This window comes from Variovorax ureilyticus, from assembly GCF_050632185.1.
Classification (GTDB): domain Bacteria; phylum Pseudomonadota; class Gammaproteobacteria; order Burkholderiales; family Burkholderiaceae_C; genus Variovorax; species Variovorax ureilyticus_A.
In genome coordinates this window covers 2,495,616-2,519,844 of the sequence record NZ_CP192579.1, presented here as the reverse complement: position 1 = coordinate 2,519,844, position 24,229 = coordinate 2,495,616, and the positions used below count along the sequence as shown (strand labels likewise).

The following is a 24,229-nucleotide window of genomic DNA, read 5'->3' as shown; positions in this document are numbered from 1 at the left end:
CGGCTAGGCGGTGGGCTCATTCACCGTGGGACGCGCCTTCGGGCGCGCGCACCAGGAGGACCGGAACGGGCGAAGTCCGCAGAATGTTTTCGGCGCTGCTGCCGAGAAAGAGGCGCTTCGCCCCGCGGCGTCCATGGGTGCCCAACACGATCAGATCGGCGGGCCAGCTCGAGGCTTCCCTCGTTACGAGCTCATCCACCGGTCCATCGAGGTTGTCGCGCAACACCGTGTCCACGGAAATGTCGGCGGCCTCGACCTTCTGCAGGCATTCCTGCAGCAGCTTGTTGCCGTTCTCGCGCAGCACGCTCAGCCAGTCGCCGGTGTAGCCCGCATAGGCGTCCGTCGCGAGCGCGAAAGACAGCTCGTCGACGACGTGGATCAGGCGAATCCGACCGTTGGTGAGCCGGGCTATGCCGATGGCCTGCTCAAGGCCCTGCATCGACGTCGCGCTGCCGTCAACGGGAACGAGGATCTGCTGATACATGGAAGGCTCCTTGCGATGGTGTCCAGAAACATTCAGTATCCGCGCGCGCGGCGCCGGGCCAGTTGACGCCGCGCAAATCGCGAGCGTTGTCGTATGTCAAGCTTGGCGGCAAGAAGAAGGAGCCACGATGCGTATTCAATTTCTCGGTGGAACCGGCACTGTCACCGGGTCCAAGTACTTGCTGGAGCACGCGGGCCGTCGCCTGCTGGTGGATTGCGGCCTGTTCCAGGGCCTGAAGCAGTTGCGCTTGCGAAACTGGGAGCCGTTGCCGGTCGAGGCCTCCCAGATCGATGCGGTCCTCTTGACGCATGCGCATCTCGATCACAGCGGCTTTGTTCCGCGCCTGATCAACCTGGGCTTCAAAGGCCCCGTCTACACCACGCAGGCCACTCGAGATCTATGCGAGTTGCTGCTGCCCGACTCCGGCTACCTGCAGGAGGAGGAAGCCGACTACGCCAATCGGCACGGTCATTCGCGCCACAAGCCCGCACTGCCCCTGTACACGCAGGATGATGCGCGGGAGGCCCTCAAGCGCTTCGAAGTCCTGGATTTCGGCAAGGTGCATGCCCCCTGGCCGGGTTGGACCTCGGCGACTGCGCCGCGCCGGGCACATCCTGGGCGCTGCGAGCGTTCACGTCGCCTGGGAGGGCGGCAGCATCCTCTTTTCCGGAGATGTCGGCCGGGATGACGATCTGGTGATGCGCCCTCCCGAGCGGCCGGAGCCTGCCGACTACGTGGTCATCGAATCCACCTATGGCGACCGTCTGCACAACAAGGTCGACACCTTGTCGGCGATTGCAGAAGTGATCGACCGGACGGCCGCGCGGGGCGGGATCGTCGTGGTGCCGGCCTTTGCGGTCGGCCGGGCACAGACACTTCTGCACTGCATCCACCTTCTGAAGGCAGCACGCCGGATTCCCGACTTGCCGGTGTATCTCAACAGTCCGATGGCAGCGGATGCGACGCACATCCTGCGGCGTCATTCGGATCAGCATCGCCTGGATGCCAGCCAGTGTGCCGCGCTCAGCCGGGAGGTGAAGTTTGTGAACACGGTCGAGGAGTCGAAACGGCTGAACGCGTTGAAATTTCCTTCGATCATCATCTCGGCAAGCGGGATGGCGACCGGCGGGCGCGTGCTGCACCACTTGAAGGCGTACGCGCCCGATCCAAGGAGCACGATCCTCTTTACCGGCTATCAAGCCGCCGGGACCCGTGGTGCGGCGATGCTGGCCGGGGCCAGGGAAATCAAGATCCATGGCGCCTACGTGCACGTACGTGCCGAGGTGGTCGGGCTGGACATGCTCTCGGCGCATGCCGATCGCAACCAACTGCTGGACTGGCTGGAAGGGCTGCCCGCACCGAAGCGCGTGTTCGTGACGCACGGCGAGCCGGTCGCTGCCGATGCGCTGCGTCTGGCGATCGAAGAGCGGTTCAACTGGCAGGCCGGCGTGCCGGACTATCTGCAGGCGGTGACCCTCTGACGCGACGCAATCCTCGAGCTTCGTGCGATGGCGCTGAATCATTCCGCGCCATCGCACCGGTTCCCGAACGCTATTTCGCAACCTTCGACACGGCCGCGAGCAAGCTCGCCGCAGCAGGGTTGCTGACGTCCCGCTTCACGACGATGTCCGCCGGCGTGACCGGCTTGCCGTAGAAGGCGGTGTTGAGCGACTCGCGAACATCGAGAACCGAACCATCGATCGACAGGCCGGCGAATGCGCCCTTGACAGTCGAGTACGCCACGAAGTCCGCGTCGATCGTCGCGCCGGCGCCCATGCCCTTCTTCCAGATCGCGACCGACGCGTCGCCGCCGAGCTTCACCTTGCTCGTGAGCAGGGAGTCGAGGGCCTTCTGCGAGCGCACCAGGATGACCATCTCCGCAGCCGATGCTCCGGCCTGGAATCCAAAGCTGGCGGAGGCCATCGTGTAGAACGCGGGTCCGACCCAGCCGCCCTTGCCGTCGTTCGCCAGCAGCACCCCGGTTCCGCCCGAGCCGCCCAGGACGAAGCCGGCCTTCAGGACCTGCGGAAAGATCAGTACGCCCTTGGACTGGCGGAGCTCCGCGCCGAGTCCCGTGAAGTCCTTGTTGTGCGAGAAGGCGTTGATCGTTGTGTGCGCCTTCTGGACCAGCGCCTTGGCATCGTCCGCGTCGGACGCATGCGCCGGCATGGTGGCAAAACCGGCGGTGAGGCTCAGCGCCCCGACGGCCAGCATGAGATTTCTGCGTGTGTTCTGCATTCTTCACTCCTAGTGGGAAGCCGCCAGCGGCAGCGCTGTCGTTGCAAATGGGACTGAAGGCCCCGAGGAGAACTTACGCCCCGCATCAAAGCCTCATCTTGATATGAGTCAACCCGGAAAGAGCTGGCTGGCCGTGCACCGCGGCGGAGATGCTCTTGATGCGGATCAAGCACAGCGTGGGCGCGGCGGGTACAAAAGGCAGCCTCAGCCATGCGATCCTGCAGCGAAGAGGAACCCACTTGAATCCACACGTCGAGCCGAAGACCTGGCTTTCCTGCCGACTGGCTTGTGTTTTCATGCTGCTGGCGGCGCTGGCGCTCGGGGGCTGCACTGCGCTCGCACCGGTCAATCCCCGCATCGACCACGTTGACCTGGACAGCGGCTACCGCGTCGGCAACAGGCTGAAGCACACCCACCGCGCCAAGAACGACCCCGACACCCTGTTCCTGCTGACCTTCTCGGGCGGCGGAACGCGCGCGGCGGCCTTTTCCTACGGCGTGCTCGAAGAACTCCGCCGCACGAACGTGACGGTCAACGGCGAGAGCGTGAACCTCCTCGCCGAGGTCGACGCCATCGCGGGCGTCTCGGGCGGCAGCTTCACCGCGCTCGCCTATGCGCTGTACGGCGACAGGCTCTTCACCGAATACGAGCCGCGCTTCCTCAAGCGCGACGTGCAGGGCGCGCTCACGCGGCGCGCGCTGAATCCGCTCAACTGGTTCGCGCTCGGCAGCGGCCTCTACGGCCGCTCCGAACTCGCCGCCGACTATTACGACGAGATCCTGTTCGACGGCGCGACCTTTGACGACCTGATGGGCAAGCCCACGCCCATCACCGCCGTCACCGGGACCGATCTCTCGACCGGCGCGCGCTTTCAGTTTTCGCAGGATCACTTTGACCTGCTTTGTTCCGACGTCGGCAAGGTGCGCCTCGCGCGAGCGGCGGCCACGTCTTCCGCGGTACCAGCGGTGCTTTCCCCGGTCACCTACTACAACTATGGCGGCACCTGCGGCGCCGTCATGCCGCCGTGGGTGAGCGACGTCACGCGGCCCGAGAACCCCTCGCGCCCTGCCGGCCGGGCGCTGCTGCGCTACCGGGACATGGAGAGCATGCAGGACAGCAAGAATCGCCCCTATCTGCACGTGGTCGACGGCGGCGTTTCCGACAACCTCGGCTTGCGCGGACTGCTGGAGGCACTCGAAGAGCTGGAGGCCAGCCGTGCCTACCAGGCGCAGATCGGATTGGGGCAACTGCGCAGGATCGTGGTGATCGTCGTCAACTCGCGCTCTGCGCCGGATACCGACTGGGATCGCAGAGCGCGTGCGCCGTGCATCGTGTCGCAGCTCTTCCAATCCTCGAGCGTGCCCATCGATCATTTCTCCTCCGAGTCGGTCGAGCTGCTGAAGGACATCGCCGAGCGCTGGGCCGACAAGCGTCGGCTCGAAGTGGCCGAGCGCCGGCTCGCGGGCATGTCGCAGGCGCAGGCCGATGCCTCGGTGCCCAGGCTGCGCTTCGATGCCATCGACGTGAGCTTCGAATCCATTGTGGACCCCGAGGAGCGGCGCTACTTCATGAACCTGCCGACCACCTTCGCGCTGCCCGACGAGGCCGTCGACCGTCTGCGCGAATTGGGAGGGCGCCTGCTGCGCGAGGCGCCGGCGTTTCAGGCATTGCAGCAGGGCATGGCTGAAAGCGTCTCATCGTCGAAGCGCAAGGCGGAACCGAAGCCCTAGATCGCCTGGATCGTCCTTTGTCAGTCGAGGTGCACGATGAAATTCAACCGAAGAACATTGAGCACGATCATCACCGTCGTCGCGGGGTTGGTGCTGCTGGCCGCTCTTCCGTCCGCGATCGTCGACACGTTCGAGACCGGACGCATCTACCTGTTCTCCCATCAGTTCCTGGAGGAGCTTCCCCAACGGTTCACCGGCCCGGGGCGGATGCGCTTCATCCTGCAGCCGGCCGTTGCCGTCTTTCTCGGAATCCGCGGTGGCAGGCTCGACGCACAGATGGGGCGTTCACCCTACCTGTACGCGCTCCTGACGGGGGCGGACGACCGCAGGGCTCTCCTGAGAAGCGGCCTGGCCGCGGTGCGCGATCTGGTGTCGATGTCGATCGTCTTCGACGTCGTCGCGCAGTTCCTGATCTACGGTCGGGTCTATCCTGGCGCCGCCGTGGTCCTCGGGCCTGTTCTGATCTGCCTGCCCTATTCGGTGGCGCGCGCGCTCACCCTGCGGGTGATGAGGCTTCTTCGCTAGCGGACGTGCCGCGCCTCGCTTCAGGTTGTCGTACCGCCCCCGAGCCTGTCGCCCATGCGCTGGCGCAGCTTCTCGCGAATGGCTCCGACCAATTCGTCCGTTTCGAGCGGGCCCAGCTTTTCGTAGGCCTTGTCACGCATGATGAAACCCAGCATCAGCATGTCGCGCAGCTTCTTGAACGCTCTCGGGTTCTCGTGGCCGCACACCGAATCGTTGTTCTGAAGCACCGCTTCGATCACGCCCGGGTCCAGCAGCTTCACATCGCAGATCGCGGCCTCGCGCACGATCTCGTGCATGACGTCGTCGATCTGCTGAGTCCATGTCTTCAGGTCATCGAGCTTCTCGTTCATGTGGTCTCCATTCCTTGAATCAGGCGTTCAATTGCATCGCGCTTGCGGCCGAAGCCGCTTGATCAGGATCAATCGCCGACGCCCCGCGCTCCGCAGCCGTCGATTCAGGGCATGTACTTGCCGCCGTTGATCGACAGCGTGATGCCGGTGATGAAGCCGGCGTCCTCCGATGCGAGAAACACCACGGCGCGCGCGATCTCCCCGGGCGTCGCGAGGCGGCCGACGGGCACGGTCTTGAGGATTCCCGCGAGCACTTCCGGCGGCACCGCGCCGACCATCGAGGTGTCCGTGTAGCCCGGTGCGATCACGTTGACCGTGATGTTGCGCGAGGCGCTCTCCAGCGCGAGGGACTTCGTGAAGCCGATCAACCCCGCCTTGGTCGCGGCGTAGTTGCACTGGCCGGCTTGCCCCGAGAGGCCGTTGACGGAGCCCAGGTTGACGATGCGTCCGTAGCGGCGCTCGCGCATGCCTCCGATGACGGCGCGACACATGTTGAAGCAGCCCCCGAGGTTGACGTCGATCACTTCGCGCCATTGCGCGTCCGTCATCTTGTGCAGCATGGCGTCGCGGGTGATGCCGGCGTTGTTGATCAGCACGTCCACCGGGCCGAGCTCGGCTTCCACGCGCGCCACGCCCTCGCGGCATGCGACCGGGTCGGCCACGTTCCATGCGAAGGCGGGAATGCCGGTGCGCTCGGAGAAGCGGCTTGCGGCATCGCCGTGGGAGCCGTAGTTGGCGGCCACGCGATAGCCCGCCTCCTGCAACGCCTGCGCGGTGGCCGCTCCAATGCCGGCCGTCCCGCCGGTGACCAGTGCGATGCGCATGTCAGGCCTCCCTCATGGGGCTACGGAAAGTAACTTGCATGGCTTTTCCTTTCGGCGGTAGGTGTGGGTCAATGGTCGCGCCGCCGGAAGACCCTTCGCTTGACCTGGCGCAAGCCTGGCGCGGGAAAGACGGCCAATGATGCCGCCAGGAGGTCTTCAAGATGTCTGCCAAGAAACTTCTGTTTCGCGAGGAGGCTCGTGACAAGATCCGCCGCGGGGTCGACACCCTGGCCGAGGCTGTCAAGGTGACGCTCGGCCCGAGAGGCCGCACCGTGGTGCTCGACCGCGAGTTCGGTGCGCCCCAGATCGTCAATTCCGGCGTCGTCGTCGCGAAGTCCATCGAGCTCGAGGACCGCTTCGAGAACATGGGCGCCCAGCTGATGCGCGAAGTCGCCGCGCGCACCAGCGAGATGGCCGGCGACGGCACCACGACCGCCACGGTGCTGGCGCACAGGCTGGTGCAGGAAGGACTGAAGTACCTGGCCGCCGGGATGAATCCGATGGAGCTCAAGCATGGCATCGAGCAGGCCATCGAGATCGTCGTTTCCGAGCTCAAGAAGATGGCGCAGCCCTGTGCCACCTCGCAGGAGATCGCGCACGTCGCGGCGATCTCGGCGAACAACGACCGCTCCATCGGCGAGCTCGTCGCGCAGGCGATGGACAAGGTGGGTCGCGATGGCGCGGTGTCGATCGAGGACGGGTCCGGCATCACGAGCCAGCTCGAGACCGTCGAGGGCCTGCAGTTCGATCGCGGTTATCTCTCTGCCTACTTCGTCAACAATCCGGAGCGGCAGACGTGTGTGCTGGAAGACGTCGCGGTGCTGCTGTACGACCAGAAGCTCTCCGGCCTGCAGGAGCTCGTGCCCTTGCTCGAATCGGCTGCGAAGGGCGGGATGCCCTTGCTGGTCGTCGCGGAGGAGGTCGATGCCGATGCCCTGGCGACGCTCGTCGTGAACAGCATTCGCGGCGTGCTCAAGACCTGCGCCGTCAAGGCGCCGGGCTTCGGTGACCGACGCAAGGCGATGCTGGAAGACATCGCTCTGGTCACGGGTGGGCAGGTGGTCTCCGCCGAATTGGGCCTCACGCTCGAGAAGGCCCGGCTGGAGCACCTCGGCCGTGCCCGGCGCGTCGTGGTCGACAAGGAGAGCACGACCATCGTCGGCGGCGCGGGGGATGCATCCGCCATCCGCGACCGCATCGCGATGCTGAAGAAGGAGCGCGAGAAGCTCACCAGCGACTACGACCGCGAGAAGCTGGACGAGCGCATCGCCAAGCTGTCGGGCGGCGTGGCGGTGATCAAAGTCGGCGCCGCGACGGAGACCGAGCTCAAGGAGCGGAAGCTGCGCGTGGAGGACGCCTTGCACGCCACGCGCGCGGCGATCGAGGAGGGCATCGTTCCGGGTGGCGGGGTCGCCTTGCTGCGTGCACGCAAGGCGCTGCGAGGTGTGACGCTGCCGACGCTCGACGAGGACTCGGGCCTGAAGATCGTGGTGCGCGCGCTGGAGGAGCCGATGCGCCTCATTGTTCTCAATGCCGCGCAGGAACCGTCCATCGTTCTGGACCGCGTGGACGCCCATGCGCAGCCGAGCTTCGGCTACAACGCGGCCCGTCGCGAATATGGCGACATGGTTGCGATGGGCGTCATCGATCCGGCCAAGGTGACACGGCTCGCGCTGCAAAACGCCGGCTCCATCGCAAGCCTGATCCTCACTATCGACTGCATGGTGGCCGACGTGCCGAAGAAGGAACTGCCGTCGCCGGCCGGGCCTTCGCCCGAGATGTTCTGAGGCCGTCACGCTGATCGAGGCGGACATATCGCAACCCCTATCCGAGTGAGCACACGCCATGAACATGCAAGACCTCTGCCAGCGGGAGCTGGTATCCATCAATGCCGATGCATCCGTGCAGGACGCGGCGCGCGCGATGCGCGAGAACCACGTCGGGGCGCTTGCCGTCACCGACCCTTATGAACCGGGAAGGGTGATCGGCATGATCACGGACCGCGACATCGTGATCGGTCCCATCGCCGATGGCCACCCGCCGGCCGGGCAGCCGGTGGGGGCGGTGTGCGGGACCGAACTCGCCAGCGTGCCCGCGACGGCCACGGTGCCGGAGGCGCTCGCCGCGATGCGCAAGGCCGGTGTGCGCCGGCTGCTGGTCGGCAACGATGACGGGAGCATCGCCGGGCTGGTGTCCATGGATGACCTGCTCGATGCGATCGCACAGGAGTTCGAGGCGCTCGCAGGGGCTTTGCATTCCGGCATCGCCCGCGAAGCGGCGCGAGGGCAGGGGCCGCAACAGCAGCAACCGCTCTACGTGACCCGTACCGATCATTGAGCTTGGAGGGGGCCTGCTTCGCAGGCGGCCTCCGGCCGGGACGCAGTGGCTCAGTGGATGAGCCCGATCCGGCCAATGCTCTGAGCCAGGGCGATTCGCTGCGTCGGTTTAAGATTGAGCGCCTGCGCGAGATGTCGCCGGTCGATCAATGCGCGGACGACCGTCGCCAGGCCGGCGCCTGCGCAGTAGAGATAGACGTTCTCGGCGATGCACCCCGAGTCCACACCCGCGAGGAAGACTCGGTCCTCGTCTCGCACATCGTGCATGCGTTCGAAGTCGGCCACGTACACCAGGTTCAGGGGCGCCGAGCCCACATAGTCCTGCAACCCGGTGGCTGCTCGCAAGTCCTCGGCTTTCACGAGTTCCAGCCGATGAGCGTGCGCGTCATATCGCCACGTGCCTTCGGGCAGCACGGCGTACACGAGCATTTCCTGCCATCCGCGCGCGGAGGGGGCGGTACGTCCGCCGGTCTCCGGGCGGTTCACGCCGAATGCAGCCCACAGCACGCCAGACACTTCCTCGAGCGACAACGGATCCGGCAAGAAAGTGCGTGTGCTGCAGCGTCTTTGCAGCGCCTCTTCCAGCGTGGCAGGTTGGAGCCGGGGCATCGGCAGCGAGACCACGTCGGAGTCGAGATTGAGGGGCAGGGCTGACATCGGAATCTCCTCGTGAGCGGATACCGGCCGGCCCTGCGGGGCCGGCCCGGGGCGGGCACGTGCAGTTACTGGACGACGATTTTCGAAGCGGTCGCGGGCGCCTTCTTCGGGAGCTCCAGGGTGAGCACGCCATCGGCGTACTTGGCTTGCACCTTGGTGTCGTCCACGTCCTGGCCCAGGCTGAAGGTGCGCGAGATCGAGCCGTAGTAGCGCTCGCTGCGCAGGACCTTGTCGCCGTCGCCCTTGGTTTCCTTCTCGCTCTTGGCCTCGGCGTCGATGCTGACGATGTGGCCGTCGACCTTGATGCTGATGTCTTCCTTCTTCACGCCGGGGATGTCGGCCTTCACGTTGAAGGCCTTCTCGTTCTCGGTCACGTCGATGCGCATCTTCAGCGGGGCCGGTTCGCCCTCGAGGACGGCCGGGGAGAAGAAGCGGCGCAGTGCGGTTTCAAAATCGTTGCCGAACACCGGGTCCAGCAGTCTCAGATTGCTCATGGTGGTTCCTCGGATCGAAAGTGGATGATGAAGCGCGGCGACTATTGCGCACCGCGCTGGATTCAATGTAGGCTGCTGCAGGAGCGCGAGGCTTGATCTGGCTCAATCGCATGCCCGAACCCGGTTTCGACAATGCCGGCATGAAAGGATTCCGCACACCTCTCCTGGCCCTCGCGGGGGCCATATGCTTCTTCTTCTCGACGGCGAGCCTGAGCGAGGCGCCGCCGTCCCCCCAGGACTTGATCGCGCTGTACCGCAGCCGGGTGGATCGCGCGCTCGCCGTGCCCGCCGACGAAGTGGGGCGCTATCGGGGGCTTGCCGAGACCGCCTTGCGGGGCGCGCAAGCGGACTTGTCGAGTGCGCAGTACCTGCTCGTGGTCGATCGCGACCCGAAGGTGCAGGCCGCCCTGCTGTTCTGGCGCTCGGAGTCCGGGGAGTACCGCTTCATCGGCGCATCACCGGTGTCCACGGGGCGTCCCGGTACGTTCGACCACTTCGAGACGCCCGAGGGCGTGTTCGTGCATTCGCCATCCAATCCGGACTTCCGGGCCGAGGGGACCTTCAACAGCAACGGGATTCGCGGCTATGGCCGCAAAGGCATGCGGGTATACGACCTCGGCTGGCAGCGTGTGCCCAAAGGCTGGGGCGATGGCGCGACGATCGACATGCGGCTGCAGATGCACGCGACGGAGCCCGATTCGCTGGAGCATCGCCTTGGCAGCGCGCAGTCCAAGGGCTGCGTTCGCATTCCGGCCACGCTGAATACGCTGCTGGACCACTATGGCGTGCTGGATGCCGAGTACGAGCGGCTTGTGGCCGACGGCCAGGCGTTCTGGGTTCTGAAGGAGGACCGCGAGACGGTGGCGGACCCGGGCCGCTATATCGTCATCGTGGACAGCGGCCTCGCCGCGCGAGCGCCCTGGACCCTCCCGCCGAAAGCGCCGCCCGGCGCCGGGCAGAAGGGCGGTTGAAACTTGATGCACCGCAAACCCGGAAGGGCGCCGCGCAGCGACGATCGGCCGATGGATCATTCCCACGTCTGCCCCGCCGGTCACGGACCGGCCGTCATGGATCTGCCGCTCAAGCAGTGGATTGCACATCTCGCCAACGGCATCTCGCCCGCCTCCCTCGCACAGGCGCAGTCGGACTGGCTGGTGCATCTGATGGTCTCGCCGGCGAAGCAGGCCGAGCTGTCGGCGAGCGCGCTTCGCAAGTCGCTGGCGTGGTGGCTCGCCGTCGTCTCGAGTGCGCACGACGCGGAGGCTGACGCCGCCATGGCCGCGCAGGACAAGCGGTTCGGACGCGAGGATTGGGCGCAGCCCCCTTCGACGCCATGGCCCGCGCGTTCCTGTCGGCGCAGCAATGGTGGGAGGAGGCCACGCATGGGGTGCGGGGTGTCTCGAAGCACCACGAGGACCAGGTCGCCTTCGTCGCGCGCCAGTGGCTGGACATGCTGTCGCCGTCCAACTTCGTCGCGACCAATCCGGAGGTGCTGAAGCAGACGCTGGCGACGGGTGGCGCCAACCTGGCGAGCGGATTCGTCAACTGGGCGCGCGATGCGGCGGCGGTCGCGAGCAACGCCAGGCCCCGCGGTGTGGAGGACTTCCTGCCGGGCAAGGCCGTGGCGCTCACGCCGGGCAAGGTGGTCATGCGCAACGAGCTGGTGGAGCTGATCCAGTACGAGCCCGCGACCGCGACCGTTCTGCGCGAGCCCGTGTTCATCGTTCCGGCCTGGATCATGAAGTTCTACATCCTCGACCTCACGCCGCAGGATTCGCTCGTGAAGTACCTCGTCGAGAACGGCCATACGGTGTTCATCGTGTCGTGGCGCAACCCGGGCAGCGAACAGGTGGGCCTGGGCATGGAAGACTATGTCCGGCGCGGTGTGTTCGACTCGCTCGCGACCATCCGATCGCTGTACCCGAAGACCGGCATCCACGCGACCGGCTATTGCCTCGGCGGAACGCTGCTCGCCATTGCCGCGGCACTGCCGGAATGCCGGGGCGCGCTGCGGACCCTGACGCTGTTCGCGGCGCAGACCGACTTCTCCGAGCCGGGCGAGCTCGGGCTCTTCATGGACGAGAGTCAGGTGGCCTTTCTCGAGGACCTCATGACGGAAAACGGATACCTCGACGGCCGGCGAATGGCGGGGGCTTTCCAGCTCATCAATTCAAAGGACCTGGTGTGGTCCAAGCTGGTGCACGAGTACCTGATGGGCGCCACCACGCCGATGACCGCGCTGCGCGCATGGAACGCCGATGCCACGCGCATGCCCGCGCGCATGCACGCGGAGTATCTGCGGCATCTGTACCTGCGCAACGATCTGGCGGAAGGCCGCTACACCTGCACGTCGCGCGACCCGGTGGACCTGTCGCGAATCAAGGTCCCGATGTTCGCCGTCGCGACCGAAAGAGATCACGTGTCGCCGTGGAAATCGGTCTACCGGATCCATCGGCTCGTCGATTCCGATATCGATTTCGTGCTGACATCGGGTGGCCACAACGTGGGCATCGTGAATCCGCCGGACGGGCCCGCGGCACATGCGGCGGCTTCATATCGCCGGATGCACCATGCGGCGCACGGAGCGCCGGCGGAGCCCGACGACTGGCTCGCCAGTGCGCAGCGATTCCAGGGCTCGTGGTGGCCGGCGTGGACGCATTGGCTTCGCGATCACTCCACCGGAGAAACCGCGGCGAGGGCCGTCCGGAGCGTGGTGATCGACGGGCAGCGAATTCCGGCTCCGGGCTCGTACGTGCGAGAGCCGTAGACGGCGCACGCGCGCCAGGGATCACTCGTTTCCGGTCCGGCCGGAGACTTCCGATACGGACGGGCGACGCACCGCGACATAGACCAGCCGCCGGTCGCGCATGACGAGCAGCGCGACATTGCGGCCGGGGAGGATCTTCGCAACGGCACGCCGGTAGTCCTCGACATGATCCAGCCTTGTCTCGTTCAGAGCGACGATGACGTCGCCCGGCCGCAGGCCTTCGCTGCGCGCGGCACCCGCGGCTTCTCGGACCATCAGGCCGCCGTCGATGCCGAACTGGGCGCGCTGCGTGGCCGGCAGCTCGCCCAGCGTCAGGCCCAGGCCATCGGCCCACTCGTCCACGCCTTCCGGCCGCAAGGCGCTTTCGTGGGTCACGTTTTCCGAGAGAACGACCGGGATCGGAACCGGTCCGCCTTGACGCCAGACGTCCAGAACATGATGACTCCGGGGCGGCTCGGCGGCGATCCGCTGTAGAAGGTCAGTGAAGCGGGCGACCGCCACGCCGTCGAATGCGGTGACGACATCCCCGCGTTTCAGTCCGGCGGCCTCTGCCGGACCGCGGGCCTCCACGCGCACCACGAGGGCGCCTGTGGCGTCGGACCGCCCGAAGGCCTGCGCCAGCGCCGGTGTGACCTCCTGGAACTCGGCACCGATGCGCGCCCGGCGCACATGCCCGCTCGCCTTGAGTTCCGCGGCGACTTTCATCGCGACGTTGATCGGCACCGAGAAGGAAAGCCCCATGTAGCCGCCGCTGCCGCTGTAGATCAGCGAATTGATGGCGACGACCTCGCCGCGGTTGTTGAACAGCGGGCTGCCCGAGCTGCCCGGATTGATGGCCACATCGGTCTGGATGTAGGGCACGCCGGCTGCGCCGATGAATCGATCGACGGCGCTCACCACGCCCGCCGTGACGCTGCCATGGAAGCCGAAGGGTGCGCCGATGGCGGCGACCCAGTCGCCGGGCGAGAGCGTCGAGGAATCACCGACGGGCGCCGGTGTGAGGCCCTTCGCGTCGATCTTCAGCAGGCCGACGTCCGTGGGGCGGTCGATCCCGATGACGCGCGCGGCATGGATGCGTCCGTCATCCAGTCGCACACGGATTTCGTCGACATTGGCGACGACGTGCGCGGAAGTGAGGATCAGGCCGTCGCTGCTCAGGATCACGCCGGAGGCCAGGTCGCGGATCTGGCTGATGCGGGCGCTCGCCGGCAGCGGTCGCGCGAGCTGGTCGGAAAAATCCATCTCGGGCTCGAATTCGAGTTCGACGTCCTCGCTGGCCGCATTCCCGCCTTGACGCCCGATCGCCAGGGTGCTGATGTCGACCACGCTCGTGCGGCGGCTGGCCACGAGCGATGAGAACGCGGGCGCGGGCGGCACGGCGTATTCCGCCGCGGCGGGTGCGTTGGCGAACTGGGCGGTTGGACCTGGGCCCCGGGATGCGCAGGCACAAAGCAGGCAGGTCAGGGCGAGCAACGCGAGGCGGAGGCTGGAGGCGCCCATGCCGACAGAGAAGACTTTCATCGTCTTCCCATCGTCACGGGGAAGCACCCCCGCGGCATTGCGCTGAATCAAGCCGCGCAGGTGTGCGCGCCATCGCCACCCGCGCGCATGACTTGACGCGGCGCAAGGCGACCCATCGAACCGGGGCGCAGACTGGCGCCACGACAACCCCCTGGAAGGAACTGCCGTGCAGACCCCGAAGTCCATCCTGCTCCACCTCGACAGCTCTGCGCGCGCCATGGCGCGGGTTCAGCTTGCGCGAACCTTGGCCGACGCTTTCGAAGCGGACGTGACGGGCCTGCCGTGCACCCTCTCGGCCTTGATGCGCTATCCGTTCGCGTTGTCCGCGGCGCCGGATGCGATCTGCATCATGCAAGAGCTCGACAAGCAACGCCGGGACAAGGCGCTCGCGCTCTTCGTGAAGGCCGCGGCCGGCTCGCCGCGCCTGCATTGGGAAGAGCCGGCGAGCGACGACCCCGGGGCGTTTGCCCGGCGGGCGCTGTATGCCGACTTGCTGGTTCTCGGCCAGCGCAATGAAGAGGACCCCGACGCCGCGGACCTGCCGGCGGACTTCGTGTCCAGCCTGCTCGTCGAATCCGGCAAGCCTGCGTTGATCGTGCCCTACACGGGAACTGTGGCGGCGGTCGGCCAGACCGTCCTCGTCGCCTGGAAGGAAACGCGCGAATCCGCGCGTGCCGTGACGGCCGCGCTGCCGTGGCTCTCGCGTGCGCGCTCCGTGCAGGTGGTCGGTTACGGCGAGGCGGCCGAGGCTTCAATGCGCAGGCTACAGACCTATCTGCGGACGCAAGGCGTCAATGCCTCGGTGCGGGTGGGCGGGGTGGATGACAGCGAGATCGGCGAGCGCTTGTTGTCGCTCGCGGCGGATGTGGGGGCGGACCTTCTGGTGATGGGCTGCTACGGTCACGGCCGCGCGCGCGAATGGGTGCTTGGCGGCGCCACCCGTTCGATTCTCCAATCAATGACCTTGCCGGTCCTGATGGCGCATTGATCCTCCGGTGAAGCCGGCGTGAGGCTAGCGTGCGCCGCCGGAAGTTCCCGTCAGGCGTTTGCAGACGATCTCGGGCCAAAGGGCGCTTCCCTCGGGGCTGTAGCGCCAGATGATCTTCTTGACCTTGGCCTTGCCCTTGAAGACTGCGTCGACGTTGGCGTCCTCCGGAATCACGATCGTCTGCCCGACTTCCGGCAGCGGGCCAAGATAGGGGTGGTGGGAGGTACCGATCTGCAGCTCGAGTGGTGTGGCCGATCCCACATGAATCGTGAGTCGCATGATGGTGCGCCCGCAGGGTTCAGCCGTCGATCGGGACGCCACCGCCGAACCGCGCGGTCCACCGGTCCCAGGCGTCCTGGTAGAGCGCGACAAAGGCCTGCGTCATCTCTCCCATGGCATGGAGCTGCGCCTGCTGGAGTTTTTGCGCCGACTCCTGGAACAGGTGTTGCCACCCCAGAGCGGAAAGAAGAAAGGCGTCCTGAAGACGCGCCTGGGGCGATTCGGAGCTATTCATGAGGGGCCTCTTCGCTGTGGGATGAGCGTCCCATGCTAGGCGCGTCCGCGCGGGGGGCCGTTGATCTGCGTCAATCCAACCGGGCAAGCCCCGTCGGTTGACCGCGATCAAATTCGGCGACCGTGCCGCGTTGACAGGTGCCATGCATCGGCGATCATCCTGAATGCGCCCGGTGCCTTCGCACCAGGAATGGAAAGGGGCCTGCATGGCATCGACTTCATCCAACCAGCGCGGCGCGGCGGCCCGGCCGATGCGTGCTGCAATCTGCGTGCTCGCCGCGATGCTGGCCACGCCGCTGGCCGTGGCGCAGACCGAGGCGGCGTCGCCTGCGGAGCAGCCGCCTGCCGCCGCGTCGCCGAAGCCCTGTTCCACCTGCGGCAAGGTCGAATCCGTACGCGCGATCCAGAGTTCGAAGCCGGCCTCCGGCGTCGGTGCCGTGGCCGGCGGCGTGGTCGGTGGCGTGATCGGCCACCAGATCGGCAGCGGCAGGGGACGGACCGTCGCCACTGTCGCCGGCGCGGCCGGTGGCGCCTACGCGGGCAACAAGGTCGAGAAAAAGAAGAACACGAAGACGGTCTACGAGGTCAGCGTGCGGATGCAGGATGGCTCGATGCGCACGGTTCAGACGACCACCGCGCCACCGGTCGGGCAGGCGGTCACGCTGAAGGGGAACGAACTGCAGGCGGCGGGCAGCAAGAAGAAGTAGCGGCATCCCACCACTGCATCAGTGCTGCCACGCTTTCGAGCACCGACCCATCGTTCGACAGCGTGAAGTCGGCCGACACCGGCGCCGTTCGTGCCAGGCGGTGTTCGATCGCCTGCGCGTCCTCGCGCCCGCGGGCCCGCAGACGCTGTGCCAGCACCGCCGCGCTGGCGGTGATCTGGACCACACGGCAGCGTGGCGCGCTTGCGCGAATCGCCGGCAGCGCTGCGCGCGAGCCGTTGAGCAGGACGGTCCCCGTCGTCAGCGCCTGCAACTCGCGCATTCGCACACCGTAGGCCAGGCCGTTTGCGCGCCAGTGCATCGCGAAGGCGCCGCTGTCGCACGCGGCCTGCCAGTGCGCGTCGGAGAGTGCCTCGTGCGCCTCGCCCCCGGCGAGCGCGGGTCGCGTGATCGCGCGTTGGGCGATGTGCAGACGCTTGCCCAGTTCCATGGCCCGCTGGCGCCATGCAGCCATCACCGTGTCCTTGCCGGCGCCGGAAGGTCCGACGACCACCAGCAGGCGTTCGCTGTGCGGCACCTCGGTCCGCGTGCTGCTCATGCCGCGCTCCCCAACGGCAGTCGTTCGATCAGGCGAAAAGGCTCGCCCGCGCCGGCCTCGTGGAAGATGCAGAGCGCAGTGCAGTGCAACGGCTGCGCCAGGCTGCGCGAAAACCAGGCGCGCGCGTCGTGTTCGAGTTGCCTCGCGGCGTTCGAGCCCCGATCGGCAAAGCGGTCGCTCAGCGTCATGTGAAAGCGCCAGCCGTCGAACACATGCGCATAGCCCCAGCGTGCGAGCAGTGCGAGGCCGGACACGTCCCCCTCGGCGGCCTGCGCTGCGCGCCGCGCCATTTCGCCGGCCGGTTCGGGCGCGCGGAACTCGTCGAGTTCGCCGACGCAGGCGTCGGCCAGCTGCCGCAGCGGATGCGCCGCGGGCAGCGGTTCCACCGGGCGCAACGCGACGAAGTCCTGCAGCCATGCGACGTGGAGCGCGGGCATCTCGAAGACGTGGTGCCGCTTCGCCAGCGCGGCGGCGGCACGCCGCAGGTCGTCGAGCGACCGCCCGGCCGCCAGCCGGACAGGCGCTTTCAAGGTGGCATGGAAGCCGTAGCGCGCAGGCGTCGCGACATGCGGGCGCGGTGTTTCCAGCCCTGCGACGTCCGTCGCCAGCGACGGATCGCGGCCCAGCCAGCCGCATCCGGCGGCCCAGAGGGGATGCGCAGCGTCGGGCGCCCAGTAGATGGCGTAGCGTTCGTTGTCCGGTGTCATGCCTTGGAGCCTTCGTCAGGACGCACGGTCAGTTGCACGGCGTCCGCCGCAAAGAGGGTGACGCCCGACCGGATGGGCGTGCCTTGCGCATCGATATCGATGGAGCTGACCACCAGCACCGGCTGGCTCGCTGATCTCGCCAGTCGATCCGCTTCGAGCGCCGTGGGCAGGCGGGCCGACACGATGCTCTTCGCCCGCGTGTAGTCGCGCACGCCCAGCGCCTGGAGTGCCTGCGTGAGGCTTCCGAGTTCGGCCACCCGCTCGGCAAGCCCTGCGAATCGGGGCAGGGGATAGGCGCCGACGCTCAAGCCGACCGGTCTGCCGCGCACCGAAGCGCGCGTGGTGAGCACGATCACCGGGCTTCTCGCGGGCACGCGCAGGTCCTTCGCCCAGGGCGCTGCCTCTGCTTCCCGGTGCTCGAGGAGCTCGCGTGCCGCACGCTCGCCGGCATCCGCCAGGTTCTCGGTCAGTCGGGTGCGACGTTGCAGGGCGTAGTCCAGGACCAGCTCGCGCACGAAGGTGCCGGCGCCCTGGCGTACCTGCACGAAGCCTTCGCGCACCAGCGCCTGCATCGCCTGGCGCAGGGTGTGCCTGTTGACACCGAAGCGTTCGGCCAGCAGTTGTTCGTTGGGCAGGCGTTGGCCCGGCGCGAAGCGGCCCGCCGCGATGTCGGCGCGCATGGCGTCCGCGATGACTTCCCATCGGCTGCGCAGATCGGCGGTGCCGCCTGCGAGCACCGCATCGGAGGTGTCGGTCGTTGGCGTTGGTTTGGTCATTGCAAATTTCAGTGGCGATTCCTCGAGGTCAACAAACTGTCACGTCGGCCTGTCAAAGTGCGTTCCATCTTGAGTCATCTAGATGACATTGACATGACCTTCCATCACTCCGCACCCACAGCGCCGCCGGCGCGCGCCGCCTGGCTGGCCGTGCTGGCGCATGCGCCTCGCGAGCTGCTCAAGCGCCACGTCGAATCGCTGCCCGTGCTGCATTTCGAAGTATTGCGCGCCCCGGAAATCGGCCTGGCCATGCTGCGCGGGCGCATCGGCAACAAGGGCGACCGGTTCAACGTCGGCGAGGCCACCATCACACGCTGCGTCGTGCGTCACCGCGACGCCGACACGGCCAGCGTCGGCATCGGCTACGTCCTGGGTCGGGACCCCGAGCGCGTCGACTGGATCGCGCGCCTGGACGCGCTCTTGCAGCACCCGCGTTGGCACGATGCGCTGCAGGCCGACGTCATCGCGCCGCTGGCCGCCGAATCCGCCCGGCTGCGCGCCAGCGAGCAACGCGAGACGGCCACCAGCCGCGTGCACTTCTTCAATCTTCAGACGGAGGTCTCGTCGTGAGCCTTGCTCTCTCGGACCTGGGCCTGGCCTGGGAACACCCCGTGCACGGCGCACAGCAGACCTTCCGGGTGCTGCTCGATGCGATGTCGCACCCGGGGCGCGTCTATTCCCTGCCGCCGGCGGCCGTCGCGGGCGTCCAGCCACCGAGGGCGAGCGACGGGCACGCCATGTCGATCGCGGCCGCCGTCAGCCTGCTGACACTGCTCGACGCCGAAAGCAGCGTGCATTTCGCGGGGCCGCAGGATGCATCCGCCCTGGCCGGTTACTTCCGCTTCCACTGCGGCGTGCGGATGGTGCCGCTCGATCAATGCCAGTTCGCCTATGCGCGCGGCAGCGACGCCGATGCCCGGTCGTGCGAGGGCCTGCAGCAAGGCAGCGACGCCGCACCCCAGGACGGCGCCACGCTGGTGCTCGATGTCGACGGCCTCGCGACGCACGCCCAGAAGGGCGAGGTGCAGGTGCTGCGCGCACGAGGCCCCGGGGTGCAGACCCAATCCGTGCTGAGCGTGCGCGGCAGCCTGCCGGCACTCTGGCGCTGGCGCGCACAGCAGGCCGATGCCTTTCCGCGCGGCATCGACCTGCTGCTGTGCTGCGGCGACCAGGTGGCCGCCATTCCACGTTCCACCTTGCTTGCGCTGGAGACACCGCCATGTATGTAGCCGTCAAAGGAGGCGAGCGCGCCATTGCCGCTTCGCGCGCCCTCGTGGCCGCCGCGCGCCGGGGCGACCCGGCGCTGCCCCCGTTGCTCGTGGCGCAGGTGCAATCGCAGATGGGCCTCGCGGTGAGTCGCGTCATGGCCGAGGCCTCGCTCTACGATCCCGAACTGGCCGCCCTGGCGCTGGTTCAGGCGCAGGGCGATGCGGTCGAGGCTGCGTTCCTGCTGCGCGCCTACCGCACCACGCTGCCCCGCGTGGCCTGCACCGAGCCGGTCGATACCGATGCCATGCGTGCGAGACGACGGGTGTCGGCCATCTTCAAGGACCTGCCAGGTGGCCGGGTTCTCGGCCCGAGCTACGACTACACGCAGCGCCTGCTGGACTTTTCGCTGCTGCGGCCATCGAATCCGGACGCTGTCGTGTCGACGCCTTCCGGGCAGGGCGCCGGTTCCGATGTCGGCGACGGCGACGACATCCCCAACGCACTCGATACCCTTGCGGCGCAGGACCTCGTCGAACCCGCGAGCCCGTCGCCCGGCGATCCGGTGCCGCCGGACATCACGCGCGATCCGCCACGCTACCCGCTGCCGCGCGCCGGCCGGCTGCAGATGCTGGCGCGTGCCGACGAAGGCTGGGTGCTGGGCATGGCCTATTCCACCCAGCGCGGCTATGCGCACAGCCATCCCTTCGTCGGTGATGTGCGCTTCGGCGCCGTGACCGTCAGCCTGGTGCCGGACGAACTCGATTTCCCGATCGAGATCGGCGAGGTGGAATTGACCGAGTGCCAGATGGTCAACCAGTTCGCGGGCAGCGACGGCGCACCACCGCAGTTCACGCGCGGCTATGGGCTGGTGTTCGGCCACGGCGAGCGCAAGGCGATGGCGATGTCGCTGGTCGATCGCGCATTGCGCACCGACGAGTTCGACGAACTGGCCGAAGCCCCGGCGCAGGACCAGGAGTTCGTGCTGGCGCAGGGCGACAGCGTCGAAGCCTCGGGTTTCGTGCAGCACCTGAAGCTGCCGCACTACGTGACTTTCGAATCCGAACTGCAATTGATCCGGCAACTGCGCGCCGAGCGCGAAGCACGCCGCGACGGCGCCGACGCCGGGGAGACCCTCTGATGGACATGACAACCGCATCCGATCGCGTCGACGCCGCACAGGCCGACACGCCGGTCGAAGGCTACAACTACGCCTATCTCGACGAGCGGACCAAGCGCATGCTGCGCCGTGCCTTGCTCAAGGCCGTCGCCATTCCGGGCCACCAGGTGCCCTTCGGCTCGCGCGAAATGCCCCTGGCGTATGGATGGGGCACGGGCGGCATCCAGGTGACGGCCGCGGTGATCGGGCAGGGCGATGTGCTCAAGGTGATCGACCAGGGGTCGGACGACACGACCAACGCGGTCAACATCCGCGAGTTCTTCGCGCGGGTGACCAACGTGGAGACCACCACGCAGACCGCGCGCGCCACCATCATCCAGACGCGCCACCGCATTCCCGAGACGCCGCTCGCCGAAGGTCAGATCATGGTCTACCAGGTGCCGCAGCCGGAGCCGCTCTACAAGCTGGAGCCGCGACGCGCCGAGACGCTTTCGCTCCACGCGGTGGAGGAGTACGGGTTGATGAACGTCAAGCTCTATGAAGACATCGCGCAGTGGGGCCACATCGAAACCACGTCGGACTACCCCGTGCGCGTGAACGGCCGCTACATCACGTCCCCGTCGCCGATCCCGGCTTTCGACAACCCGAAGATGGACCAGATGCCCGCGTTGCAGTTGTTCGGCGCCGGACGCGAGAAGCGTCTCTACGCCATCCCGCCCTACACCTCGGTGCAGAGCCTGGACTTCGAGGACCATCCCTTCAGCGTGAAGACCCAGGGCCACGCCTGCGCCCTGTGCGGCTGCACCACGAGCTTCCTCGACGAGATCGCCAGCGAAGACGGCACTGCGCTGTGGACCTGCTCCGACACCGACTGGTGCGAGCAGCAAAGCACCCCCAAGCCGCTTCGCCGGTCCCACGCGATGGGAGCTGAAATGAACACACCGTTGTTGCGAGTCGACTCGCTGAGCTTCCGGTTTCCGAGCGACGGGCTCGGGCGCGACGCCGTGAGTCAGGCCACGCTGGAGCTGTTTCCTGGCGAAGTCCTTGCCGTGGTCGGCGAGTCCGGATCGGGAAAGACCACCCTGCTCAATTGCATGGCGGGCCGGTTGACGCCGCGCGCAGGCAGCGTCCGGTATCGGGATGCGCAGGGCGAATGGGTCGACGTGCATGCCATGTCCGAACGCCAGCGCCGCCTGCTGGCGCGCACCGAGTGGGGCTTCGTCGAGCAACAGGCGACGGCCGGCCTGCGCATGGGCGTCAGCGCGGGCGCCAACATCGGCGAGCGGCTCATGGGCCTGGGGGACCGGCACTACGGGAGGCTGCGAGAGACGGCCGCGAGCTGGATGTCGCGCGTCGAGCTCGACGCCGGGCGCATCGACGAGTCGCCGCGCCACTTTTCCGGCGGCATGCGGCAACGCCTGCAGATCGCCCGCAATCTCGTCACCCGGCCGCGACTCGTGCTGATGGACGAGCCCACCACTGGGCTCGACGTCAGCGTACAGGCCAAGCTGCTCGACCTGATCCGCCTCCTGGTCGCGCGCATGCACGTGTCCGCCGTCGTGGTCACCCACGACCTCGGCGTGGCGCGTCTCCTGGCGCATCGCACGCTCGTGATGCGCGAGGGCCACATCGTCGAGCACGGCCTGACCGACCGTGTGCTCGACGACCCCCGCCATCCCTACACCCAATTGCTCGTTTCCTCCGTCGTGACGCCATGACCCACGAATCCGATCCGGCTGACCTGCCGACACTTCGCGTGCGCGGCGTGCGCAAGCATTTCATCCTTCACCTGCGTGACGGCCGCGCGCTGCCGGTGCTGCACGGCGTCGATCTCGATGCGGCGCCCGGCGAATGCGTGGCACTCGTCGGCGCATCGGGGCAGGGCAAGTCGACGCTCATCAAGTGCCTCTACGGAAACTACGGTGTCGACGCTGGTTCCATCCGGCTGCGCACCGACGGCAGCGAGATCGACATGGCCCGCGCCACGCCGCAGCAGATCATCGGCCTGCGTCAACGCGCCATTGCCTACGTCAGCCAGTTCCTGCGCGCCGTGCCGCGCGTGCCGGCCATCGACGTGGTGGCCGAGCGGCTGCTGCAGGCGCATCCCGTCACCGCCGACCTGGGGCAAGCCGATGCCCGGCAGGCCGCACAGGAAGCAGCCCGCGAGGAAGTGGCAGCGCTCTTCGAACGCCTCAACCTGCCGCCTGCGCTGTGGCAACTGCCGCCCGCCACCTTCTCCGGTGGCGAGCAGCAGCGCGTGAACATTGCGCGCGGGTTCATCCTCCCGTCCGACCTGCTGCTGCTCGATGAGCCGACCGCGTCGCTCGATGCCGCCAATCGCCGCGTGGTGGTGCAGTTGATCCACGAAGCCAAGGCGCGCGGTGCCGCGGTGATCGGCATCTTTCACGACGAAGAAGTCCGCGACGCCGTCGCCACCCGCTGCGTGGCGCTGCCGGCGGCATCCACCGAACCGGAAACGACACGATGACCGAAACCGTGATCCACAACGCCCGCATCGTGCTCGATGACGAGGTCATCTCGGGCCACATCTGCCTCGCCGGAGGGCGCATCGCCGCCATCGGCCACGGTGCCAGCACGCAAGCCGGCGCACTCGACTGGGACGGCGACTGGCTGCTGCCCGGCCTGGTGGAGGTGCATACCGACAACCTCGAGAGGCACGTGATGCCGCGCCCCAAGGTGAGGTTCCCGATGCAGTCCGCGGTGCAGGCGCACGATGCCGAGATGGCTGCGAACGGCATCACCACGGTCCTCGATGCGATCGGTGTCGGCGACCCCTACGGCGACGGTTTCCGTTCGCACGACCAGAGCGAACTGCTGCGCGTGCTCGACACGCTGGACGAAGCCGGCACGCTGCGCGCCGACCACTTCATCCACATCCGTTGCGAACTGCCGGCCGCGAATGCGCGCGAATTGTTCGAACCGTTTTCAGCGCACCGCCGACTGCGCCTGATCTCGCTGATGGACCACACGCCGGGCCAGCGCCAATGGCGCGATCTCGACCACGCCCGTGTCTACTACACAGGAAAGAAGGGCTGGAGCGACGCCAAGTTCGACGAGGAAGTGCGCATTGCGCCCGAACGGCAGGCGCTTTACGCAGAACCCAATCGCCGCTGGTTCGCCGACTACGCGCGTGCGCAGGAGGTCTCCCTCGCGACGCACGACGACACCACCGCCGAGCACGTGGACGAGGCACATCGCCTGGGCGCGTCGATGAGCGAATTTCCGACCACGCTGGAAGCGGCGCGTCGCGCCCGGGCGCTGGGGCTGTCGACTGTCATGGGCGCGCCGAACGTGGTGCGCGGCGGGTCGCATTCGGGCAATGCGTCGGCGATGGACATGGCACGCGCAGGCCTGGTCGATAGCCTGTCGTCGGACTACGTGCCCGCGAGTCTCCTTCAGGCAGCCTGGCGCCTCGCGGAGGAGGGCGCCTGCACGCTGCCGCAGGCCGTGGCCATCGTCAGCAAGGGCCCGGCGCTCGCCAGTGGCCTGCACGATCGCGGCCGGATTGCCCAGGGCCTGCGCGCCGACGTGCTTCGCGTGCGCCCGGTCGGCAGCGCGCCGGCGGTGCGCGAGGTCTGGTCCCGCGGATCGCGCGTCGCTTGAAGGCACCCCTCTCGGCCGATACGACTGTCACGTGCCTGCCTTGGTTCGTCTTTAAAGTCAGCACAGATGAATCAGAGTGACCGCCAATGTTGACGATGTCGGGAGT

Annotated in this window: 26 protein-coding genes and 3 pseudogenes; 17 read left to right on the top strand and 12 right to left on the bottom strand. The window is 67.4% G+C overall.

Annotated features, from left to right (window positions below):
* Positions 1-16 precede the first annotated feature (16 nt).
* Positions 17-484, bottom strand: a complete 468-nt coding sequence (locus ACQ858_RS12415; protein WP_431273046.1) for a universal stress protein — start codon at positions 482-484, stop codon at positions 17-19.
* Between the two features lie 127 nt (positions 485-611).
* On the opposite strand from ACQ858_RS12415, the pseudogene ACQ858_RS12410 reads away from it, so the two are divergent.
* A pseudogene (locus ACQ858_RS12410) lies at positions 612-1,965 on the top strand (MBL fold metallo-hydrolase RNA specificity domain-containing protein).
* A 70-nt stretch (positions 1,966-2,035) separates the two neighbouring features.
* Here ACQ858_RS12410 and ACQ858_RS12405 read toward each other — a convergent pair.
* A complete protein-coding gene (locus tag ACQ858_RS12405) occupies positions 2,036-2,722 on the bottom strand; it encodes a lipid-binding SYLF domain-containing protein (RefSeq protein ID WP_431273045.1) in 687 nt (228 codons plus the stop codon).
* Positions 2,723-2,961: 239 nt separating this feature from the next.
* Here ACQ858_RS12405 and ACQ858_RS12400 point away from each other — a divergent pair, with 239 nt between their 5' ends.
* Positions 2,962-4,452 carry a patatin-like phospholipase family protein gene (locus ACQ858_RS12400; RefSeq protein ID WP_431273044.1) on the top strand — a complete coding sequence of 497 codons (1,491 nt, stop codon included), beginning with the start codon at positions 2,962-2,964 and terminating at the stop codon, positions 4,450-4,452.
* A gap of 36 nt (positions 4,453-4,488) precedes the next feature.
* Positions 4,489-4,977, top strand: a complete 489-nt coding sequence (locus ACQ858_RS12395; RefSeq protein WP_431273043.1) for a hypothetical protein — start codon at positions 4,489-4,491, stop codon at positions 4,975-4,977.
* Between the two features lie 20 nt (positions 4,978-4,997).
* Here the strand turns inward: ACQ858_RS12395 and ACQ858_RS12390 are convergent, their stop codons facing one another.
* Complete coding sequence (locus tag ACQ858_RS12390) at positions 4,998-5,327, bottom strand: hypothetical protein (protein WP_431273042.1); 330 nt, start codon at positions 5,325-5,327, stop codon at positions 4,998-5,000.
* A 104-nt stretch (positions 5,328-5,431) separates the two neighbouring features.
* A complete protein-coding gene (phbB, locus tag ACQ858_RS12385; RefSeq protein WP_431273041.1) occupies positions 5,432-6,151 on the bottom strand; it encodes an acetoacetyl-CoA reductase in 720 nt (239 codons plus the stop codon).
* A gap of 161 nt (positions 6,152-6,312) precedes the next feature.
* Between phbB and groL the strand changes: the two genes are divergently transcribed.
* Together groL and ACQ858_RS12375 are read left to right on the top strand one after the other, a co-directional pair.
* A complete protein-coding gene (gene groL / locus ACQ858_RS12380) occupies positions 6,313-7,938 on the top strand; it encodes a chaperonin GroEL (protein WP_431273040.1) in 1,626 nt (541 codons plus the stop codon).
* A gap of 58 nt (positions 7,939-7,996) precedes the next feature.
* Positions 7,997-8,488, top strand: a complete 492-nt coding sequence (locus tag ACQ858_RS12375; RefSeq protein ID WP_431273039.1) for a CBS domain-containing protein — start codon at positions 7,997-7,999, stop codon at positions 8,486-8,488.
* 50 nt (positions 8,489-8,538) lie between these two features.
* On the opposite strand, the gene ACQ858_RS12370 is transcribed toward ACQ858_RS12375, so the two are convergent.
* Together ACQ858_RS12370 and ACQ858_RS12365 are read right to left on the bottom strand one after the other, a co-directional pair.
* Entirely contained in the window at positions 8,539-9,144 is a 606-nt protein-coding gene (locus ACQ858_RS12370; protein ID WP_431273038.1) for a nitroreductase family protein, read from the bottom strand.
* Positions 9,145-9,209: 65 nt separating this feature from the next.
* A complete protein-coding gene (locus ACQ858_RS12365; protein WP_431273037.1) occupies positions 9,210-9,638 on the bottom strand; it encodes an Hsp20/alpha crystallin family protein in 429 nt (142 codons plus the stop codon).
* A 92-nt stretch (positions 9,639-9,730) separates the two neighbouring features.
* On the opposite strand from ACQ858_RS12365, the gene ACQ858_RS12360 reads away from it, so the two are divergent.
* The 3 genes and pseudogenes from ACQ858_RS12360 to ACQ858_RS12350 all read left to right on the top strand — a co-directional run bounded on the left by ACQ858_RS12360 (position 9,731) and on the right by ACQ858_RS12350 (position 12,405).
* Positions 9,731-10,609 carry a L,D-transpeptidase gene (locus ACQ858_RS12360; protein WP_431273036.1) on the top strand — a complete coding sequence of 293 codons (879 nt, stop codon included), beginning with the start codon at positions 9,731-9,733 and terminating at the stop codon, positions 10,607-10,609.
* A 6-nt stretch (positions 10,610-10,615) separates the two neighbouring features.
* A pseudogene (locus ACQ858_RS12355) lies at positions 10,616-10,762 on the top strand (hypothetical protein); the annotation flags it as partial.
* A gap of 209 nt (positions 10,763-10,971) precedes the next feature.
* Complete coding sequence (locus ACQ858_RS12350) at positions 10,972-12,405, top strand: PHA/PHB synthase family protein (RefSeq protein WP_431273035.1); 1,434 nt, start codon at positions 10,972-10,974, stop codon at positions 12,403-12,405.
* A gap of 21 nt (positions 12,406-12,426) precedes the next feature.
* Here ACQ858_RS12350 and ACQ858_RS12345 read toward each other — a convergent pair whose 3' ends face one another.
* The gene (locus ACQ858_RS12345; RefSeq protein ID WP_431273034.1) at positions 12,427-13,926 is read right to left on the bottom strand and encodes a trypsin-like peptidase domain-containing protein; all 1,500 of its coding nucleotides are present in this window, start codon (positions 13,924-13,926) and stop codon (positions 12,427-12,429) included.
* 244 nt (positions 13,927-14,170) lie between these two features.
* On the opposite strand from ACQ858_RS12345, the gene ACQ858_RS12340 reads away from it, so the two are divergent.
* A complete protein-coding gene (locus ACQ858_RS12340; RefSeq protein WP_431273033.1) occupies positions 14,171-14,914 on the top strand; it encodes a universal stress protein in 744 nt (247 codons plus the stop codon).
* Positions 14,915-14,938: 24 nt separating this feature from the next.
* Here the strand turns inward: ACQ858_RS12340 and ACQ858_RS12335 are convergent, their stop codons facing one another.
* Entirely contained in the window at positions 14,939-15,193 is a 255-nt protein-coding gene (locus ACQ858_RS12335; RefSeq protein WP_431273032.1) for a hypothetical protein, read from the bottom strand.
* A gap of 19 nt (positions 15,194-15,212) precedes the next feature.
* Positions 15,213-15,428: a hypothetical protein gene (locus ACQ858_RS12330; RefSeq protein ID WP_431273031.1), complete on the bottom strand. Its 216-nt coding sequence runs from the start codon at positions 15,426-15,428 to the stop codon at positions 15,213-15,215.
* 205 nt (positions 15,429-15,633) lie between these two features.
* Here ACQ858_RS12330 and ACQ858_RS12325 point away from each other — a divergent pair, with 205 nt between their 5' ends.
* Positions 15,634-16,134 carry a glycine zipper 2TM domain-containing protein gene (locus ACQ858_RS12325; protein WP_431273030.1) on the top strand — a complete coding sequence of 167 codons (501 nt, stop codon included), beginning with the start codon at positions 15,634-15,636 and terminating at the stop codon, positions 16,132-16,134.
* On the opposite strand, the gene phnN is transcribed toward ACQ858_RS12325, so the two are convergent.
* From phnN to phnF, 3 genes are read right to left on the bottom strand one after another with little or no spacing between them, the layout of a single operon-like run.
* Positions 16,085-16,690: a phosphonate metabolism protein/1,5-bisphosphokinase (PRPP-forming) PhnN gene (gene phnN, locus ACQ858_RS12320; protein ID WP_431273029.1), complete on the bottom strand. Its 606-nt coding sequence runs from the start codon at positions 16,688-16,690 to the stop codon at positions 16,085-16,087. The two genes, ACQ858_RS12325 and phnN, sit on opposite strands and share 50 nt — an antisense overlap.
* On the bottom strand, positions 16,687-17,397 hold the full coding sequence (locus tag ACQ858_RS12315) for a DUF1045 domain-containing protein (protein WP_431273028.1): 711 nt from the start codon (positions 17,395-17,397) through the stop codon (positions 16,687-16,689). Before ACQ858_RS12315 ends, phnN begins: the two co-directional genes overlap by 4 nt.
* Positions 17,394-18,173 (bottom strand): phosphonate metabolism transcriptional regulator PhnF, encoded by a 780-nt coding sequence (gene phnF, locus ACQ858_RS12310; protein ID WP_431273027.1) that lies wholly within the window; start codon positions 18,171-18,173, stop codon positions 17,394-17,396. Before phnF ends, ACQ858_RS12315 begins: the two co-directional genes overlap by 4 nt.
* A gap of 93 nt (positions 18,174-18,266) precedes the next feature.
* Here phnF and phnG point away from each other — a divergent pair, with 93 nt between their 5' ends.
* The 7 genes and pseudogenes from phnG (at position 18,267) to ACQ858_RS12275 (ending at position 24,123) form a co-directional block, all read left to right on the top strand.
* Positions 18,267-18,743, top strand: coding sequence for a phosphonate C-P lyase system protein PhnG (gene phnG, locus ACQ858_RS12305; RefSeq protein ID WP_431273026.1), 477 nt, complete (start codon positions 18,267-18,269; stop codon positions 18,741-18,743).
* The gene (gene phnH / locus ACQ858_RS12300; RefSeq protein WP_431273025.1) at positions 18,740-19,402 is read left to right on the top strand and encodes a phosphonate C-P lyase system protein PhnH; all 663 of its coding nucleotides are present in this window, start codon (positions 18,740-18,742) and stop codon (positions 19,400-19,402) included. The genes phnG and phnH overlap by 4 nt, the downstream gene beginning before the upstream one ends.
* Positions 19,393-20,520 (top strand): carbon-phosphorus lyase complex subunit PhnI, encoded by a 1,128-nt coding sequence (locus tag ACQ858_RS12295; protein ID WP_431273024.1) that lies wholly within the window; start codon positions 19,393-19,395, stop codon positions 20,518-20,520. Before phnH ends, ACQ858_RS12295 begins: the two co-directional genes overlap by 10 nt.
* Positions 20,521-20,525: 5 nt before the next feature.
* Positions 20,526-21,386, top strand: a pseudogene (locus ACQ858_RS12290) (alpha-D-ribose 1-methylphosphonate 5-phosphate C-P-lyase PhnJ); the annotation flags it as partial.
* 33 nt (positions 21,387-21,419) lie between these two features.
* Positions 21,420-22,217, top strand: coding sequence for a phosphonate C-P lyase system protein PhnK (phnK, locus tag ACQ858_RS12285; protein WP_431276847.1), 798 nt, complete (start codon positions 21,420-21,422; stop codon positions 22,215-22,217).
* Positions 22,214-22,987: a phosphonate C-P lyase system protein PhnL gene (gene phnL, locus ACQ858_RS12280; protein ID WP_431273023.1), complete on the top strand. Its 774-nt coding sequence runs from the start codon at positions 22,214-22,216 to the stop codon at positions 22,985-22,987. Before phnK ends, phnL begins: the two co-directional genes overlap by 4 nt.
* Positions 22,984-24,123, top strand: a complete 1,140-nt coding sequence (locus ACQ858_RS12275) for an alpha-D-ribose 1-methylphosphonate 5-triphosphate diphosphatase (protein WP_431273022.1) — start codon at positions 22,984-22,986, stop codon at positions 24,121-24,123. The genes phnL and ACQ858_RS12275 overlap by 4 nt, the downstream gene beginning before the upstream one ends.
* Positions 24,124-24,229: the final 106 nt, after the last annotated feature.